The 15,809-nt window shown below is 38.8% G+C and carries 18 protein-coding genes; 15 read left to right on the forward strand and 3 right to left on the reverse strand.

Features of this window, described 5'->3' with window-relative positions; genetic code table 11:
• Positions 1-5: 5 nt before the first annotated feature.
• The 7 genes from PGP85_RS17735 to PGP85_RS17765 all read left to right on the forward strand — a co-directional run bounded on the left by PGP85_RS17735 (position 6) and on the right by PGP85_RS17765 (position 5,777).
• Positions 6-506 carry a Lin0368 family putative glycerol transporter subunit gene (locus PGP85_RS17735; RefSeq protein WP_010742366.1) on the forward strand — a complete coding sequence of 167 codons (501 nt, stop codon included), beginning with the start codon at positions 6-8 and terminating at the stop codon, positions 504-506.
• Position 507: 1 nt separating this feature from the next.
• Entirely contained in the window at positions 508-849 is a 342-nt protein-coding gene (locus PGP85_RS17740) for a Lin0368 family putative glycerol transporter subunit (RefSeq protein ID WP_010742365.1), read from the forward strand.
• A 24-nt stretch (positions 850-873) separates the two neighbouring features.
• Positions 874-1,869, forward strand: a complete 996-nt coding sequence (locus PGP85_RS17745; protein ID WP_270328698.1) for a dihydroxyacetone kinase subunit DhaK — start codon at positions 874-876, stop codon at positions 1,867-1,869.
• Between the two features lie 32 nt (positions 1,870-1,901).
• Positions 1,902-2,555 (forward strand): dihydroxyacetone kinase subunit DhaL, encoded by a 654-nt coding sequence (gene dhaL, locus PGP85_RS17750; RefSeq protein ID WP_270328699.1) that lies wholly within the window; start codon positions 1,902-1,904, stop codon positions 2,553-2,555.
• 5 nt (positions 2,556-2,560) lie between these two features.
• Positions 2,561-3,346 (forward strand): triose-phosphate isomerase family protein, encoded by a 786-nt coding sequence (locus PGP85_RS17755; RefSeq protein ID WP_010742358.1) that lies wholly within the window; start codon positions 2,561-2,563, stop codon positions 3,344-3,346.
• A gap of 363 nt (positions 3,347-3,709) precedes the next feature.
• Complete coding sequence (locus PGP85_RS17760; protein WP_270328700.1) at positions 3,710-4,294, forward strand: RNA polymerase sigma factor; 585 nt, start codon at positions 3,710-3,712, stop codon at positions 4,292-4,294.
• Positions 4,278-5,777 carry a hypothetical protein gene (locus PGP85_RS17765; RefSeq protein ID WP_270328701.1) on the forward strand — a complete coding sequence of 500 codons (1,500 nt, stop codon included), beginning with the start codon at positions 4,278-4,280 and terminating at the stop codon, positions 5,775-5,777. Before PGP85_RS17760 ends, PGP85_RS17765 begins: the two co-directional genes overlap by 17 nt.
• Positions 5,778-6,149: 372 nt before the next feature.
• Here the strand turns inward: PGP85_RS17765 and PGP85_RS17770 are convergent, their stop codons facing one another.
• The 3 genes from PGP85_RS17770 to PGP85_RS17780 all read right to left on the reverse strand — a co-directional run bounded on the left by PGP85_RS17770 (position 6,150) and on the right by PGP85_RS17780 (position 8,334).
• Positions 6,150-6,737: a DUF2922 domain-containing protein gene (locus PGP85_RS17770; protein WP_010742352.1), complete on the reverse strand. Its 588-nt coding sequence runs from the start codon at positions 6,735-6,737 to the stop codon at positions 6,150-6,152.
• Between the two features lie 47 nt (positions 6,738-6,784).
• Positions 6,785-7,168 (reverse strand): hypothetical protein, encoded by a 384-nt coding sequence (locus PGP85_RS17775; protein WP_270328702.1) that lies wholly within the window; start codon positions 7,166-7,168, stop codon positions 6,785-6,787.
• A gap of 518 nt (positions 7,169-7,686) precedes the next feature.
• Positions 7,687-8,334, reverse strand: coding sequence for a CPBP family intramembrane glutamic endopeptidase (locus PGP85_RS17780; protein WP_270328703.1), 648 nt, complete (start codon positions 8,332-8,334; stop codon positions 7,687-7,689).
• 592 nt (positions 8,335-8,926) lie between these two features.
• Between PGP85_RS17780 and amaP the strand changes: the two genes are divergently transcribed.
• The 8 genes from amaP (at position 8,927) to PGP85_RS17820 (ending at position 15,489) form a co-directional block, all read left to right on the forward strand.
• Positions 8,927-9,502 (forward strand): alkaline shock response membrane anchor protein AmaP, encoded by a 576-nt coding sequence (amaP, locus tag PGP85_RS17785; protein ID WP_010742349.1) that lies wholly within the window; start codon positions 8,927-8,929, stop codon positions 9,500-9,502.
• A 12-nt stretch (positions 9,503-9,514) separates the two neighbouring features.
• Positions 9,515-9,712: a DUF2273 domain-containing protein gene (locus tag PGP85_RS17790; protein WP_010742348.1), complete on the forward strand. Its 198-nt coding sequence runs from the start codon at positions 9,515-9,517 to the stop codon at positions 9,710-9,712.
• Between the two features lie 78 nt (positions 9,713-9,790).
• The gene (locus PGP85_RS17795; protein ID WP_090405847.1) at positions 9,791-10,372 is read left to right on the forward strand and encodes an Asp23/Gls24 family envelope stress response protein; all 582 of its coding nucleotides are present in this window, start codon (positions 9,791-9,793) and stop codon (positions 10,370-10,372) included.
• Positions 10,373-10,395: 23 nt separating this feature from the next.
• The gene (locus tag PGP85_RS17800; protein ID WP_010742346.1) at positions 10,396-10,641 is read left to right on the forward strand and encodes a GlsB/YeaQ/YmgE family stress response membrane protein; all 246 of its coding nucleotides are present in this window, start codon (positions 10,396-10,398) and stop codon (positions 10,639-10,641) included.
• A 381-nt stretch (positions 10,642-11,022) separates the two neighbouring features.
• A complete protein-coding gene (locus tag PGP85_RS17805; RefSeq protein ID WP_270328704.1) occupies positions 11,023-11,493 on the forward strand; it encodes a PTS sugar transporter subunit IIA in 471 nt (156 codons plus the stop codon).
• Positions 11,494-11,667: 174 nt separating this feature from the next.
• Positions 11,668-13,221, forward strand: a complete 1,554-nt coding sequence (locus PGP85_RS17810; protein ID WP_270328705.1) for a PTS transporter subunit EIIC — start codon at positions 11,668-11,670, stop codon at positions 13,219-13,221.
• 36 nt (positions 13,222-13,257) lie between these two features.
• Positions 13,258-14,595 carry a 6-phospho-alpha-glucosidase gene (locus PGP85_RS17815; protein ID WP_270328706.1) on the forward strand — a complete coding sequence of 446 codons (1,338 nt, stop codon included), beginning with the start codon at positions 13,258-13,260 and terminating at the stop codon, positions 14,593-14,595.
• 129 nt (positions 14,596-14,724) lie between these two features.
• On the forward strand, positions 14,725-15,489 hold the full coding sequence (locus PGP85_RS17820; protein ID WP_270328707.1) for a MurR/RpiR family transcriptional regulator: 765 nt from the start codon (positions 14,725-14,727) through the stop codon (positions 15,487-15,489).
• The last annotated feature ends 320 nt before the right edge of the window (positions 15,490-15,809 follow it).

Here is a 15,809-nt window from a genome sequence, read left to right on the forward strand (position 1 = left end):
ATCAAATGAAATTTGCGAGATCATTTTTCGGTTATATGATTGCAGGTGTATTGGTCATGGCGGTGTGGAAAGAATTAACAGCGGTGGGCGGTATTTTTGGCGGCTATCTTGCTTCAACGATCTTAATCGGACCACTATGGTTTATGAATCATTATGTCAATTTGGTGGACAATAAGGACGATGCGGCCTGGGTCGATATGGGGCTTGCAATCGGAGTTTGCGGCATCTTCAGAGATACGTTCCTAACTGGCGGGCATGCTTTTCAGGGATCATTACCGACCATTGGCGTCGTTATTTTAGGGGCGATAGCCGGCGGATTTGTAGCGGCGGCTTTTGAAAAAGACATTGCCAAAGATTTGTTAGAGGCAAACGATTCAACTCAAGGCAAAAATGCACCAGAACCTGGGATGACCACAAAAGAAGAACATGCGATCATCTCGACGGGTATTGTTGATGGAATGGCAGATAAAAACGAGAACGATATGATTTCTAAAGGAGGAGCCTAACATGACTATTTCAGCTTTTATTGCGACTTTTTCCGGTGCTTTTCTCTTCCCATTCTTTATTCGGATGGCTTGGGGGAAGATGGTCGATTCTTGGGGACCGATTGGTGGCTGGATGGCTGCGGCCTTTATCACAGGAACGATTTGGACGCTAAATCATGGAATCCCAACTCCGATGATCACTCAATCTGGTAAAGCCTGGGTCGACATGGGGCTTGCAGCGGGAATTGGTTGTTGGGTAGCAACGGCTAGATTAGGCTTTGGTGTTAAGAAATCAATGAAGAATGTCTTTGCGGCAATCTCTGGCGGTATCGTTGGGGCATTCCTATTATCGCTATTTTTATAAACTATATGAAAAGAGGTATTTAGTATGAAAAGACTAGTAAATGATGGATATGAAGTAGTAGAGGAAATGCTTGAAGGATACGCTGCCGCAAATGGCAAATATGTAAAAATTGATGAAGAACATCCCCGCGTGATTGTCAGCAAAGTGATGAGTGAAGAACCTCGTGTGCGGATTATTGTTGGTGGCGGAGCAGGTCACGAACCGCTATTTTTAGGGTATGTTGGCAAGAATTTTGCCGATGCTGCGGTTGTAGGAAACATCAATACTTCTCCTGCCCCTGATGCTTGTTATCGATCAGTTAAAGCCGTTGACAGTGGGAAAGGCAGCTTGTTCCTTTATGGAAATTACGCTGGCGATGTAATGAACTTTGATATGGGTGCTGAGATGGCATTAGACGAAGATGGCATTCGGGTCGAAACAGTTGTTGTAACGGATGATGTCTATTCTTCAAAAAATAAAAAAGATCGCCGCGGTGTTGCGGGTGATGTTCCTGTTTTCAAGGTAGCAGGCAGTGCTGCCGCAAAAGGCTATGATTTGGATGCAGTCAAGGCCGTGACCGAACGAGCAAATGACAACACTTACTCAATGGGTGTCGCTCTTTCTTCATCAACCTTGCCAGTAACAGGTAAAGCAATTTTTGAAATGGCTGAGGATGAAATGGAAGTTGGCATGGGAATTCATGGTGAACCAGGGATCGAACGCTCGAAAATCAAACCTGCGGATGAAGTTGTCGATGAAATTATGGACCACATTTTGGCTGATTCTGGAATCGCTAAAGGAGATAAAGTCTATGTTTTAGTCAATGGATTAGGCGGACTTCCTGTAATGGACCAATACGTTTGCTACCGCAGAGTCAATCAGATTCTGAACGAAAAAGGCATTGAGATTCATAAGGCTGAAGTAGGCAACTATGCGACATCAATGGATATGATCGGTATGTCTGTCACACTTCTTAAATTGGATAATGAAATCGAGGAATTGCTGGATACCCCATGCGATACGCCTTACTATAAGATATAGTCTTTCATTCAAACTAAGGAGCTGGTAGAGTCATGAGTTCAATAAATAAGCTAGATAAACAATTTTTTGTCGATTCATTAAAGGGAATGGCAAAGCTTTCTGAAGAACAAAGAGATCATTGGACGAAGTTGGATTCCGATATTGGAGATGGCGACCATGGGATCAATTTGAGTATTGGTTTCAGAGGGATCATGGATAAAATCGACCAATTAGCTGAAGAAAATTCGGATATAAATTCACTCTTAAAGAAATCTGGGATGATTTTGCTATCTAAAGTGGGTGGTGCGGCTGGTCCTTTATATGGAAGCTTCTTCATGAAGATGGGCGGAAACTACCCTGATCGCACAGAGGTAACATTCTCAGAATTTTTGGATATGATCCGGACAGGGATCGAGGCCGTTCAATTCCGCGGCAAAGCTGAGTTAGGGGATAAAACCATGATTGATGCCTTTCTTCCAGGCTTGAAATTAATCAATGACTATCAAGAATCAGAAGATCCATTAAGCTTTTTCGACTCATTTGTTCGTGCAATGAGAGCAGGATCTGATGCGACGATCCCATTGGTTGCTAAAAAAGGAAGAGCTACGAGGTTAGGCGAACGAGCAATCGGACATCGTGATCCAGGTTCCGATTCCTCATGGATGTTAATGAATGTGTTTGATCAGGAACTTAAAAAAAGGAGCTGATACAAATGTCAATTCGAAAACCTGTTGTTGCTATGAGTTGGGCAATGAGACAAAACAAAAAAATAGATGCAGTAAATTTTGCTTCTGAAATAATCAAGGAACTTAACAACGATACGGAGATAGAAAAAATTATTTTCCCATCAATTGGAACCTTGCCGTTTGTTTCAGAGGTTACCAAGGATACTACCGTACTTCTGGGAGCTCAAAATATCGCCCCCTATAAACATGGTCAGTATACAGGTGAATATTCGATTGAATCGCTGATTGATATTGGCGGGAAATATGTCGAAATCGGTCATTGGGAACGGCGTGAATTGTTCGGCGATACGGATGAGATCATCAATAAAAAAGTTCGTTTGTCTTTGGAAAACGGCTTGATTCCTATCCTGTGTGTAGGCGAGAAAGATAAGACCGATGATTATCATGAAATCGAGCTTCAATTAAGAAGACAACTTTATATAGATACGCTTGATATAGCTGCTTCAGAAATCAACAAAATAATTATCGCCTACACACCAAAATGGGTAGTCGGAAAAACCTTAGCGGCCTCAGCACCTCAAGTGCATAAGGTAGGCGAGATGATCCGAAAAATCATCGCTGACTTTTTCACTGACGAAGCAGCACAAAATGTTCGCATTATTTACGGCGGTTCAGTCAGTCCCGAAAACACACGGCTACTAGTAAAAGATGAAAACATCGATGGCGTTCTAATCGGCCGCTTCGGCAGCGACCCTAAGAGATTCGCCCAAGTAGTTCAAGTAATAGAAGAAATAAAAGAAAACGCGGATTAAACGTTTAATATAGTAAAACGATGAAAAAAAGTTTTGCTGTAGCAAAGTTTAAAAGGATTCACTCAAGAGTGTACTATTTAACTGTGATCCATTTAATACCAGAAATAATGGGTATTTAAGCAGTTAAATGGTGCACTTTTTTTATCCCTAATAAGATACAATTCATATAGACAGTGACAAAATCCACTCATCAATAGTTGAGTGGATTTTTTTTGCTTTTTTGATTGTGTATACTTTAATGTAAACGATTAATTTTTGTCGACTAATTCTTCGGATATAGAAAAGTTGAAAAAAATTTAGTATATTTCCGATTTCTCTGTGTATATATATATGACTGAAACAGTAAAAAGAGGAGGGATAATTTTGGAAGACTTAGACTTGTTGCGAAGGATTGAGCAGCATAACGAAGAAGCCTTCGAAATGTTAGTTGACAGGTATTCAAAATTGCTTTGGGTCGTTTCCTTATCAATACTAGGGAAAAATAATGATCCACAGGATATTGAAGAAATTGTAAGTGAGGCCTTTTTACGGATATGGAGGTCCCCGGCAAAGTATCAACCGAAACGCGGATCGCTCAAGAATTATCTAATATTGATTACTAGGAGTCTCAGCATTAATAAGCTTCAACGCAACCCAAAAGATTATCTGCTCAATGATAATTTCACGCTGGATAATCTAGCAGCAGCGGAAGAAAAAAACGAGTTTATTAATGAAATATTTTATTTGATCAACAGTTTGAATGATCCAATGCGTGAAATTTGTTTGCAGCGCTATATTTTCGAAAATACACCGGCTATGATCAGCAGTGATCTAAAAATCCCTCAAAAGACGGTTAATAATTATCTTTATCGTGGGAAAAAAATCTTGCAGCAAGCTTTTGCTGAACAAGATATGGATTTTTTATTTTCACTAAATAAAGGAGAAGATAGAAATGGCAAAAAGATATGATGATTATCCAATGGGTAAGCTTTCTGATGAAGAGCTCGATCAACTTTTAAACTATTACGATAGCAGCTATTCCTCTAAAAATACAGAGAATATCAAGCATAAGATCCAACTGAAAAAAAAAGAACCAATTATTTTTGCGACTTTTACTAAGCGCAAGCTATTGATGATAGCAATTATAGTACTATTCTTCTTTCCTGTAGGAACCTTTATTGCAGCGAAACTTTGGGAGATTACCGTTGAAAAACAGGATTATCAACTCACAACCAAAATCGACAAAACGGCTTCTCAGCAGCCGGATACGGGTAATTACCGTCTAGTGGCAGACTATGTCCCAGCCTATTTTATTGTAAATGATGATCAAGGAGAATTATCATTTTATGAGGAGCCAGATTTTACCTCTGATAGCGCAGAAAACCTCGAGGCTTTGAACAACGCTCGAGGAGTGACCATCACTCTGTATGAACTAAATAAAAAAGATAAGGTTATTGATGACTACGTAAAGGATTACAAAGAAATCAAGCTTTCAAGTGGATCAGCCTATATTGTTGAAAAACTAGATGATTTTGCGGGAAAAGAAGCCACTATAGCTAGGAAATTCTTTGAAAAAGAAAATAAGTTTGTTGAACTGAAATGCTATGGGGATATCTCGGAAAAGGACATAAAAAAAATCCTTGATAATCTTTATCTTACTAATGTAGCTACTAAAGAAGAAGCCACCCGTGCAATCGAATACATGAGCCCGGATGATTTTAGCGAAAAGATTTCAAAAATCTCAGAGGGTATTGAACCGATGATGTTAGATATAAATAACAAAAGTGAGGTAGTCCAACTTAATGAGGCAATCAACACTATTGATCTTAATGGTAACCCTCTGGAGGAACTCACTGTGGTCAAAGCAACACTTAGTGATACAATCGCTTCGAAACAATTGGCCATCTTAAATAAACAGATAAAAGCCGGAACCTATGATAGCAACGACTCATTCGGTGAGGAATGGGATAAAAAAGGGAAGCTTAAACCTATGATAGCGACAGAATACGTACTAGGTGATGGAAAACATACGGTAAACAAAGAGATCAGAGAATTTGAAGTAAGACCAAAATATCTAGAGATTGAATTAAAGGTCAAAAATCTGACTGAAAAAACAATCAATTACTCGCCTTATATACAGGTAAGGCGTTTAGCTAAACAAGGGGATTTTTATACTGACTTACCTACAGACACAACCTATATTCATAAACTACCGTCAGACCCATTTAATACTTTCTACTATTTAGAAACTCCGGCCTATCCTTTACCAACAACAGTTGGAAAAGTTGTTGATCATATAGTTGAAGAAGAAGTCGATGCTCATCCCATTTTACCGGGAGAAACAGCCACGTTTACCGTCAATTACATCTTGGCAAACATAGAATACAGTAATTTATTTTTGAACTTGAACGCTTATAGTCCTGGAGATCGCTACATTCAAATAACCCAATGATTTTAAGCGGCTGAAAAGCTGAATTATATTAATTAATTGGGTTTAAATCATACCAGCGATGAAATGAAGTGATCGATGAAATATTCTCTGACTTATTATAGGACCAAATAATTTGGCTGTGTTTCGTTCACAGAGGACAAAAGTCATTCTATAGTTAAAGTAAACTGCCCCTGCGATTTTTAATCGCAGGGATATTTGTCTTACAGCCGATATAGACTACTCCAATCAGCGCTAGGCATATCGAATAAGCGTGCCCAACCTCGCATCACATCCATTCCGGAGTGGAGAGATGACGGTTAGAGCAAGTTTACCTATGTGTATTTGGTTAGAGAAGGGCAGAATTTAGTTGTCGTTAGTTTTATCAGATATCCTTCAAGAAGGGTCCTCCTTATCTGTTCCGTTTTTGTTCCAGAGTTGGGTGAATCTTTGCCGAAGACTATCGATGGTCTTTTCTGGTGATAGATTCGGCGGCTGTGGAATTTTGTTATTAGTTTGTCTGTTCATTTTTTTTGCCCTAATCATTGATTTTGAATCGTTACCATTTCTCTGTGATAAACGATTCGGATTTCTAAGAACCTGTGAATCTGGCAGCGAGACAGCAGGGAAACTGGCAGAAGTATTTTCACACTTTACTGTGCCAAGTTCTCCAATTTTCGGTTCTGCAGATTCTTCTTCCTTCGCTGTTTTCACTTCTTCTAAAGGTTGCTTTTCCTCATTTTTTGGATCATTCTTCACATCGAAAATCTCAGTCTCTTTGGTCGTCACGATCTTTGCCGTAACAATAGAATCAAATAGTTTTACGCCGTTTTGTTCAAAAATATCTAAGTTCGTCAGTAATTCGCAAGCATCTTTGATTGCTGGTGCTGGCAGATCAGGGTTCACATCTTTGTACGTCCAGTTGTGTTCTTTTCCTAGACCATTTGTAAACGTCGCAACTAAATCATGTTGATTATTTATCATTTTGATTGTCCTTTCTCTTATTTTTTTGCGAAGGTAATTAGTTAATCTCAAGTCTCATTCGTTTCATCTGGACGGGCAAAGGGGATTAATGAACGGAAAAGTGATATAGCCTTCTGACCAAAGTTTCGTACAGGAAATACTTTTGAGCTTAACGCACGCCATTCAGGTGCCATGAAATAATCCTGAAAGTAGTAAAAGAAACGTTTCATGGTACGAGTAGCCTTGGTATTCATAAAAATCTTTCGGACAAGATCTTTCAGAAAATGAGCAAAATCCTCCGCACCAAGTTGGTGCCTTACTCGCAAAGCTAAAATATATTTTATGGTTAAACTGCTATTTTGTGTTTCGTAATAATAGTCGGTAATTCGTTTTTCTAAGGTTTTCGATTTCAAATTGAAAAGTTGTCGATGAGACAATGTTTGTTCATTCATGGAATTTTATCCTCTCTTTCTTAGTCAAGTGAGGGCAGTGCATGCAATATTTCTCGCTTGATTTTCCTTTACTAGTTTCTTTGTGGTTCAATGCTCAGCATTTTTGTTTTGTCCGGTGACTTAACAATAAAGCACAAAATAAAAATAGGTCAAACCCGTGAAAATTGCATTTGGGCATCAAAAATGCAAGCTTTTTTACGATTGGTTCATTGGAAAGGTTGGTTTCATAGGGGCAGCCGAGAAAAGAGGATAGAAATAGCTGCAATTTTCAGGAGTAAATTCAATTTTGAGCACTTTGACAAAGATAAAGTTTTGTGAACCAGTTGAAAGGTTGTCATATCAATGCTTTTGGAAAGAGTCGGCCTTTATTTAAGTAGAAACAAGTTGTGCGTGACGACGTGCACAATCCCAATATTAATGCTTTCTTAATAAATAGCAGAATGTGAAGTACAGAGAAATGAAATCAGTAGGGACATGCTTGTTATGATGAAAAAACCGTCATATCTGACGGTAATAGGTTAAAGGAGTTTTATCAATATCGGTAAGGCAATTGTAGAAAAATCAAATAGTACATGAATAATCCAGCTGGTCCAGATAGAATTGCTTTTGATTGCAGCTTGACTTAGCAAAAGTCTTGTAACGCCTTGAATTAGGATAATATGAATAAGTGTAATTACTACGCTGCCATTATAGTAGGTTGAGTAGTGAGCCAAACCAAAAATGAGTGCACTGAAAACATTGGAAATGAATAGGCCAAATTTACTAGTAAAAATACTTAAAAAGTAAATGCAGAATAGTTCTTCCCCCATCAAACTAATGGGCAATACTAGGAGTAATAGCGGTTTTACATTGATAGTATCAATCGGATTAGCTTTTAGATTCAATCCGAAAATTACAGTTAAAGCTACGCCAATAGCCATACTGATTATCCAGCTTAGTAAAAAATATTTAATTGTATTTTTTAAAGGATGAAGAGGTTTAGAAAAAAGTAAGAGTAATTCTTTTGGTGTGTAGACAATGGAAAAACCAATTAATGTTGTTACTAATAAGGAAACCGTATTGATGAATAGTGACCCATATAATTGACCAATGTATCCTAGAATGACAATTAGGGTTGCAAAAAATCCTTTTTTTAAATCAATTTGTTTGTGAAATAGACTGTTCATGAAAAAGCTCCTTTTAAATTTTATTTTTTATTAAAACGTTTTAATAGATTCGACTTAGTGAGTATATAGTATATCCATTGGAATTTCAGCTAACAGTTTTGCAACCTAATGTAAGGAATTTATCAGGGAAATCAAAAGTGTGTTTACTGAAGTAGCTCGTAGGAAAATTGAAATGAAGTCAAAATGAGGGATTCAGTTAATCTATTTTTTTTTGGAAAAAACAATTATAATATTGTAAACCTATTTTCACGTAACTTATTATCGTTATATTGTCAAATTTAATGCTTAAATAATGCGTATTTGGATATTGTGAGCAGAATGTTTTAAAAATAAAATAATTCAAGTTACCATAATATTATAAAGCGAGGGGAGAGCATCAAAAGTAACTTTGAGTTTCTATCGGAAAATAGACAAAGATCTGTTTTAGAAAAGAATGAGTTGGAAACAAAATCGTAGAGACAAGAGTTGCGATTGCCCCAAGTCTGGGACCTTTATTATTTGATCATACGTAAGTGAGCACTTAAAAATGAAAGGTTCTCAGATACACGAAAAGAAGTTCCATTTTTATCACTATTGTTAAAGGAGGTGCACCATGAATCGTGGAATAAAAGCGATTGGGATTATTCTCTCAATTATAGTGATGTCGGTGTTCTTGATGGTCATTGCGATTAGTTCACCTTATCTGAATCTGCCGTTTGGGATTCGACGCACTGAATTTTTGAGAAATTCTCTATCAAATGATTATTTCCGCCAGTACTTATTTTGGATAGCCTTGGTTTTTACAGTTCTCTTATTGATTTTCATCTTGGTATTAATCTTTTATCCAAAGGTGAAACAAACATTTGTACTCAAGGAAGGAAAGGGTCGTTTATCTTTAGACAAAAAGGCGATCGAAGGATTCGTTCGTTCGAAAACACAGAAGGTCGGCTTTGTTTCTTCCCCTGATGTCAAAGTTCGAGCAACGAAAAATAAGATCAAGGTCAAAGTAAAAGGTCAATTGAATCGTACGTCTGCCCATGTTGAAAAAACAGAAGAATTGATGACAGATATCCAACGTGAACTGCAGGAAATTTTAGGTAGTCGTGAAAAAATCAAAGTGGATGTTGCTTATAAGTCTTTTGATGATGGGGAAGACAAGTATACTGCGAACCGCTCGCGAGTTGAATAAGGAGGGAGTCATATGAAAGATATCTTTAAACACTACAAACTCCCGATTATTTTCGGGGTCGTTGGCTTGATTTTAGCGATATTACTTGTGTCTATCGGTTTTTTCAAAACGCTATTGATTGTTTTGTTAACGGGTTTAGGCACAGCACTTGGTTATTATCTGGAACAAACAAACTTACTAGACGATTTTTTTAGCCGCAGGAATAACTAAATGGTTATCCGCTCCTAAATAAGATTGATGGACTAGCATGTGAAACAACTAATTTTATACAAACAGGAGGAATTTATAATGGAAAACAATTATGGAAACAAAAATGTAAACGAGAAAGCAGCGGTATCTGGACAAACCAATGCAAACGGCTCTTCAGAAGTGAAAGGCGATTTGACTTACGAGGACAAAGTGATTCAAAAAATCGTCGGTACGGCTATTGAACAAATTGATGGATTGTTAACGGTGGACGGCGGTTTCTTCTCAAATATTGCAGAAAAACTAGTGAATACAGACAACGTTACTACCGGTATTGAAACAGAAGTCGGAAAAAAACAAGTAGCTGTCGACATGGATGTTGTCATTGAATACGGACGCGATATTCCTAAAATCGCTGATCGCATTAGAGAAGTAATTCGTGACGAAGTAGCAAAAATGACGCATTTAGATGTTATTGAAGTGAACATTCATGTAGTAGACATCAAATCAAAAGCAGAATACGAAGAAGACAGTGAAACGGTTCAAGACAAAGTAACCAGCGCTGCGAAAACAACTGGTGAGTTTGCGTCAAAACAAACAGACAAAGCTAAAGGCGCTGTCAGCCGCGGAACAGATAAAGCACAAGAAAAAATCGAAGAAAATCGTGAATCACGAGTAAAATAATTATTTAATAGGAGGAATTTATCATGGGTTTATTATGGTCATTAATTATCGGAGCAGTTATCGGTGCAATCGCAGGAGCGATCACTGGTAAAGGAAATAGTATGGGATGGATCGCAAATATCGTAGCTGGTTTAGTCGGTTCAGCTTTAGGTCAAGCATTGTTAGGTTCTTGGGGACCTTCATTAGCTGGTATGGCAATCGTACCGTCAATTATTGGTGCGATCATTCTAGTCTTAATTGTTTCATTCTTCTTAGGAAGATCGAAATAAGTTTCTACTATATATTGACTTTCTAATGATACGAGATCGACAGAAGCAGAGAACCTGTAAATGAAAAGATACAGCTCCACGGTGAAGCTTGTACCCAAAACGCATGCGTTAGATTTACAGAGTGTTTCCCCCGAAGAAGACTTCTATCTTATATAGAAAAGACAAGACAAAAAACAATTGGGTATTAAAGCTCAATCATCATGGAAGAAGGAAAGCAGGTCATGTGCTTTCCTTCTTTTTTTGTAGTGCGTCCGTTCAAGCAGGGAATCATGAAGAGCACGTTTTTTGTTCCCGTTTTTGGACTTGAGTCCATAACTGCGAAACAGCATTGAATGCGATTCGGATACCATTTACATTTATAGGAGCAAAGGAGGAGACAAAATGTTTTGTAAGAAGAGAATAAAAATCTATGCGCCAATCAGTGGAGAATTTATTGCGTTAGGAGATGTCGAGGACGAAGTTTTTTCGAGTGGGATGATGGGACAAGGCTTCGCTATTGAACCAATTAAGGACAGGATCGTCGCTCCGGCAGATGCCGAGGTAGTCAGTGCAAATGAACGTATGCGTCATGCACTGGGTCTGCGGTTAAAAAATGGCTGTGAATTGTTGATTCATGTTGGGATCGATACTGTTTCGCTGCAGAATCAAGGATTTAATGTTTTGGTAAAGGAAGGTGAGAACGTTCGGCAGGGGGATTCATTGATAGAGTTTGATTCTCAAGTGATTAAGAAAGCTGGGCTAAAAAATACGGTCATGCTGATTGTAACGGAAACGAAGGGTCTCTCATTAGAAATTCCATCAAATTTGAAAGAGATGACGGCTGGGGAAACATTGGCAATGACTCTTAACTAAGTGGCGTTTTCTATCAAGTTGACATATTTGTTATTAAAAACTATTTCGCCGATTTCTGGTTCCTAACCGTGGACTTGGGTCCAAAGAGACTATGAAGGATTGTAACTGGTTTCATAAGTTGTTAATCTAAGATCAAGAGATACGTATACTCAATAAAACGAATGGAGAAAAAAGATGAAAAGTAAATTTTCTCAGACAATGCAGGACTTTTCCAGAGCGGTGATCGTTCCAGTCAAGTTCATGGCGGTGATGGGGTTATTCCTGGCAATTTCTGTTATTTTACAATTGGAATTCATGCCGAATGTTTTACAGACCTTTGGCGGATTGATCAAGACGATGATGGACAGCATGTTAAATAATTTGGCATTGATCTTTTGTGTAGGAATCACAGCGTCTTTAGCAAAAAAGAAAAAAGTTGAGGCAGCACTTATATCATTGATCGCATTTTTATTCTTTTTGGCGGCCAACAATGCTTGGCTGACGTTAACGGATCAATTGGCTGAAGCGGGTGAAATGGGACTTTTTGGGACCGGTCAAGCGGTTGTTTTAGGATTTCAGGTTGTGGATATGAACGTTTTTCTAGGAATGTTGGTGGGCTGTCTCGTAGCTTTTATTCACAATCGTTTCTCAGATAAAGAGTTCGTCGATTTCTTAAGCATCTACGGCGGCTCACGTTTCTCCTTTATGATTTTGATCCCGGTCATTTTAGTGACGGCGATCGGCATGAGCTATATCTGGCCGGTAGTAAACGGCTGGATTTCGTCCTTATCAGGATTTATTTTGACAACTGGATTATTAGGCGTCTTCATTTATTCATTCGGAAATCGTTTCTTGATTCCAACGGGGCTGCACCACCTATTATGGATGCCGTTTTGTTTTACCGCTTTAGGCGGAACCGCAAAAATCGGCGGACAGGTTTACAATGGCGCGGCGAATATCTTTTATGCAGAAATGGCGAATGCCGGATCAATCACGACTTTGGATCCGTCCTTAAGGTTCGCAACGTTTGGGTTTGTAAAAATATTCGGCTCGATCGCCGTTTCCTTAGCGTTAATCCATTGTGCAAAAAAACACCGCAAAGAAGAAGTGAAAGGAATGATCTTGCCCTCCATGTTTGTGGCGGCCGTTGCAGGGATCACTGAGCCGTTAGATTTCTCATTCCTATTTGCGTCGCCGTTATTGTGGCTGATCCACAGTTTATTGACGGCCGTTTCAGAAACGATTCTTTGGGGAATCGGAGCGAGAACGTATATGCTGTACGGATTGATTGATACGGTCGTTTCAAATTCTGTTTTCAGTCCGTCAGTCACCAAATTTTATTTAGTGATTATTGTCGGCGTCATCATGTCGGTCATCTGGTACTTTGTTTTTGTTCTATTGATCAATAAATTGAATATCAAAACTCCTGGCCGAGAGGATGACACGGAAGAAGATGCCGTTTTGGCTACCATTTCGAATGGTGAACTTTCAGTCGATGGCGGCAATGACTTTGATTTGGTTGTTGCGGGTCTAGGAGGAAAAGCGAATATCGAGAGCATCTCAAACTGTTTCACCAGATTGCGAGTGACCGTCAAAGATGAAGCGTTAGTAGATTCTGCTCAACTAGAGAAAATCTCTCAGCAAAAGGGAGTCGTTTTGAATGGAACGAATGTCCAAGTGATTATTGGTATGGGGGTTCAAGGATTTAAAGAGGATATCTGCGAAAGACTAGGAATGAGTGAATCATAAAAATTAAGCAGTGGTTATTTTGAAAGGAAGAGAAGAATGATGTTGGAAAAACAGTCAGTTGTAATTGCAGGCGGAGGAAGTACCTATACCGCAGGGATCGTCATGATGCTAATTGAAAATCAGGATAAATTTCCTTTACGCAAATTAAAATTTTACGATAATGACGAAGATCGTCAAAATATTGTCGCAAAAGCTTGCGAAGTAATCGTCAAAGAACGCGCACCAGAAATCGAATTTTCAGCAACAACGGATCCGGAGGAAGCATTTACGGATATTGATTTTGTGATGGCACATATCCGTGTCGGTGGTCTATCAATGCGGGAAAAGGATGAAAAAATTCCGTTAAAATATGGTGTCGTTGGTCAAGAAACCTGTGGACCTGGTGGGATGGCCTATGGGATGCGTTCTATTCCAGGGGTCGTTGAATTGATCGACTATATGGAAAAATATTCGCCGGATGCTTGGATGCTTAATTATTCTAATCCAGCTGCGATCGTAGCAGAAGCGACACGGAGAATGCGTCCGAATGCGAAAATCATTAACATTTGTGATATGCCTGTTGCAATCAAAAAATCAATCGCCGACATTGTCGGTTTAGAAAGCGAAAGTGATATCGTTGATCGCTATTACGGATTGAATCATTTTGGCTGGTGGACTGAAATGACTGACAAGCAGGGCAACGATCTGATGCCGAAACTGAAAGAACACGTGGCAAAATATGGCTATGCGGCTGCTGAGGGTGAAGGAAATCCATTATTGGAAGAAAATAGTTGGATGGACACATTCCAAAAAGCCAAAGATGTTTATGCCGTTGATCCAACGACCGTACCGAATACCTACTTAAAATACTACTTGTATCCTGATTATGTCGTGGCCCACACGGACCCAAATCATACGCGGGCCAATGAAGTAATGGACAATCGTGAAAAAAATGTTTTCGCGGAGTGTGAAAGAATCGCGGCTGCTCAGACAGCAGAAGATACAACGATTGAAGCCGGTGAGCACGCAGAATTTATCGTTCAATTGGCCGGTGCGCTGGCATATAATACCTATGAACGGATGCTTTTAATCGTCAAAAATGAAGGTGCAATCGTTAACTTGGCCGACGATGCGATGGTCGAGGTACCTTGTATCGTCAGCAAACGCGGCTATGAACCTTTATGCATGGGAAAAATCCCTCATTTTCAAAAGGGGATGATCGAGCAGCAAGTCGCGGTCGAAAAACTAGTCGTGGATGCCTTTGAAGAGAAATCCTATCAAAAATTATGGCAAGCGATGACGCTCTCCAAGACAGTTCCGTCAGCCTCTGTCGCCAAACAAATTTTAGACGAAATGATCGATGCAAATGGTAACTGGTGGCCGGAATTAGATTAGTAAACGCCAATGGAAGTATTAATGATTGGAAACGATCATTAATACTTTTTTCTATCGAGAACCTTTTTAGGAAAGTTGAAATCGTTTTTTTGTAAGGTAAAATAAGAATAAAGGATAAGGAGGATGGTTATGCTTTTTTCCGATATTGTCAATCAGCATTATGAAACATTAAATGAGGTTGATCTACAAATGGTTCACTACATCCGTGCCCATCCGAATGAAATGACGACGATGGGGACCAACGATTTTGCGAAAATCTGCCACTCCTCAAAATCTTCAGTGATTCGCTTTACACAGAAGCTGGGTTTTACTGGTTTTAGTGAATTGCGCAATTTTTTGAAATGGCAGAATAATCCGAACGAGGCTGTGAAGGACACGACCTTCAAGAAAAGGATTTTTTCTGACGCGGAACGTACGATAAAATATCTCGAAGATAACAACTGGGAGACAATCTATCGTGCACTTGAAAAAAGCCGAAATGTGTATTTATTAGGAACCGGTGTTACGCAGCAGAACCAAGCAGCAGAATTGCAACGTTTACTGCTTCTAATTGGAAAACCAGCACAAATGATTCCAGCATCTTCACAATCCAATGAGTTTAAGCGAATCATGGAAAACATTACCGAAGATGATCTTATTTTTGTCTTGTCATTATCTGGTGAGAATCAGCATCTCTTTAATGTTCTAAATGTTCTTTCAACCTATCGTTCAACGATCGTATCAATCACGAATATGCAAAACAATTTATTATCTGGCCGATCCGATTATTCCCTTTATGCTTCCAGCAGCCGCAGTCCCAACCCGACTGATTGGTGGCTGCAGACTTCATCATCTTTCTTTTTATTGATTGAAGCCTTTGCTTTTGGTTATGTCGATTATTGTCGAGGTAAGTAGGAAGATCCGGCTAGAGAAAGTAAAGTATCAGCTGTAAAAAGGCGGCGGATTTTTTTGTTAGTTTCTAAAGGTAAGAAGGACTCATTTTTTTGAGTTCTTCTTTTTTGCGTAGTCAAAAATAAAATTTTTTTCAGATGGGTAAAAAAAATAAACAGGGCATTTTTTTTAAATATTTTACTTTTGACGAAAAAATAAAAAAAAATAGTGGCACATTGCTCAATTTAAAACGCCATTATGTCATAAGATAGCAAATGGGAGGAAAACGCAATCTGCGAACAAGAAAATGGGCCATTAGCCGCTAATCTGCTGCTTAGTTATCG

The organism is Enterococcus malodoratus, from assembly GCF_027659535.1.
Classification (GTDB): Bacteria; Bacillota; Bacilli; order Lactobacillales; family Enterococcaceae; genus Enterococcus_A; species Enterococcus_A malodoratus.

Bases quoted from the DNA above. Each gene is read 5' to 3' on its own strand.
- PGP85_RS17735 (WP_010742366.1), top strand. From the start codon at position 6: ATGAAATTTGCGAGATCATTTTTCGGTTATATGATTGCAGGTGTATTG.
- PGP85_RS17740 (WP_010742365.1), top strand. From the start codon at position 508: ATGACTATTTCAGCTTTTATTGCGACTTTTTCCGGTGCTTTTCTCTTC.
- PGP85_RS17745 (WP_270328698.1), top strand. From the start codon at position 874: ATGAAAAGACTAGTAAATGATGGATATGAAGTAGTAGAGGAAATGCTT.
- dhaL (WP_270328699.1), top strand. From the start codon at position 1,902: ATGAGTTCAATAAATAAGCTAGATAAACAATTTTTTGTCGATTCATTA.
- PGP85_RS17755 (WP_010742358.1), top strand. From the start codon at position 2,561: ATGTCAATTCGAAAACCTGTTGTTGCTATGAGTTGGGCAATGAGACAA.
- PGP85_RS17765 (WP_270328701.1), top strand. From the start codon at position 4,278: ATGGCAAAAAGATATGATGATTATCCAATGGGTAAGCTTTCTGATGAA.
- PGP85_RS17770 (WP_010742352.1), bottom strand. From the start codon at position 6,737: ATGATAAATAATCAACATGATTTAGTTGCGACGTTTACAAATGGTCTA.
- PGP85_RS17775 (WP_270328702.1), bottom strand. From the start codon at position 7,168: ATGAATGAACAAACATTGTCTCATCGACAACTTTTCAATTTGAAATCG.
- PGP85_RS17780 (WP_270328703.1), bottom strand. From the start codon at position 8,334: ATGAACAGTCTATTTCACAAACAAATTGATTTAAAAAAAGGATTTTTT.
- amaP (WP_010742349.1), top strand. From the start codon at position 8,927: ATGAATCGTGGAATAAAAGCGATTGGGATTATTCTCTCAATTATAGTG.
- PGP85_RS17790 (WP_010742348.1), top strand. From the start codon at position 9,515: ATGAAAGATATCTTTAAACACTACAAACTCCCGATTATTTTCGGGGTC.
- PGP85_RS17795 (WP_090405847.1), top strand. From the start codon at position 9,791: ATGGAAAACAATTATGGAAACAAAAATGTAAACGAGAAAGCAGCGGTA.
- PGP85_RS17800 (WP_010742346.1), top strand. From the start codon at position 10,396: ATGGGTTTATTATGGTCATTAATTATCGGAGCAGTTATCGGTGCAATC.
- PGP85_RS17805 (WP_270328704.1), top strand. From the start codon at position 11,023: ATGTTTTGTAAGAAGAGAATAAAAATCTATGCGCCAATCAGTGGAGAA.
- PGP85_RS17810 (WP_270328705.1), top strand. From the start codon at position 11,668: ATGAAAAGTAAATTTTCTCAGACAATGCAGGACTTTTCCAGAGCGGTG.
- PGP85_RS17815 (WP_270328706.1), top strand. From the start codon at position 13,258: ATGATGTTGGAAAAACAGTCAGTTGTAATTGCAGGCGGAGGAAGTACC.
- PGP85_RS17820 (WP_270328707.1), top strand. From the start codon at position 14,725: ATGCTTTTTTCCGATATTGTCAATCAGCATTATGAAACATTAAATGAG.